This is a genomic window from Massilia sp. 2TAF26 (assembly GCF_052115005.1).
Lineage (GTDB): Bacteria > Pseudomonadota > Gammaproteobacteria > Burkholderiales > Burkholderiaceae_D > Telluria.
In genome coordinates this window covers 1-407 of sequence record NZ_JBFRFV010000127.1, presented here as the reverse complement: position 1 = coordinate 407, position 407 = coordinate 1, and the positions used below count along the sequence as shown (strand labels likewise).

General features: G+C 65.8%; 1 protein-coding gene. It reads right to left on the bottom strand.

The genetic code is table 11. The annotated features are described in order from the left end of the window. A partial coding sequence (locus AB4Z32_RS27775) for an IS1595 family transposase (RefSeq protein WP_442125025.1) occupies nt 1–407 on the bottom strand: 407 nt, incomplete at both ends.

Here is a 407-nt window from a genome sequence, read left to right as displayed (position 1 = left end):
CCAGGTGCGCATCCGGCTGTGATAGGCGTTCACGTTCTGGATGTGCAGCGCACCGCGCTTTCGTTCGCCGGCGCTCGCGTTGATGGCTTCATGCGAAATCCCGACCTCCCGCGCGAATGCCGGGTAGGCCGCATGGCTATCGGTCACCAGCAGCACGTCGCGCGCCAGGCGCGGCCCCAGGTGTTGCACCAGTTGCCGCTTGCTCACGCTGCCCTTGCCGGTCACGGCGTCGATGGTCTGGCCGCTGCGATCGCGCGCCACCAGGATGCACACTTGTTCACTCGAGATCCCGCGCTTTGTCGCCTTGCCGCCGCGCTTTCGTGGCGGACGGTCGAGATGTCTGGACCCCTTGTGCGATTCGAGCACATACATCTCATCGGCTTCGGCGATGCCGCTCAGCCGTTGCG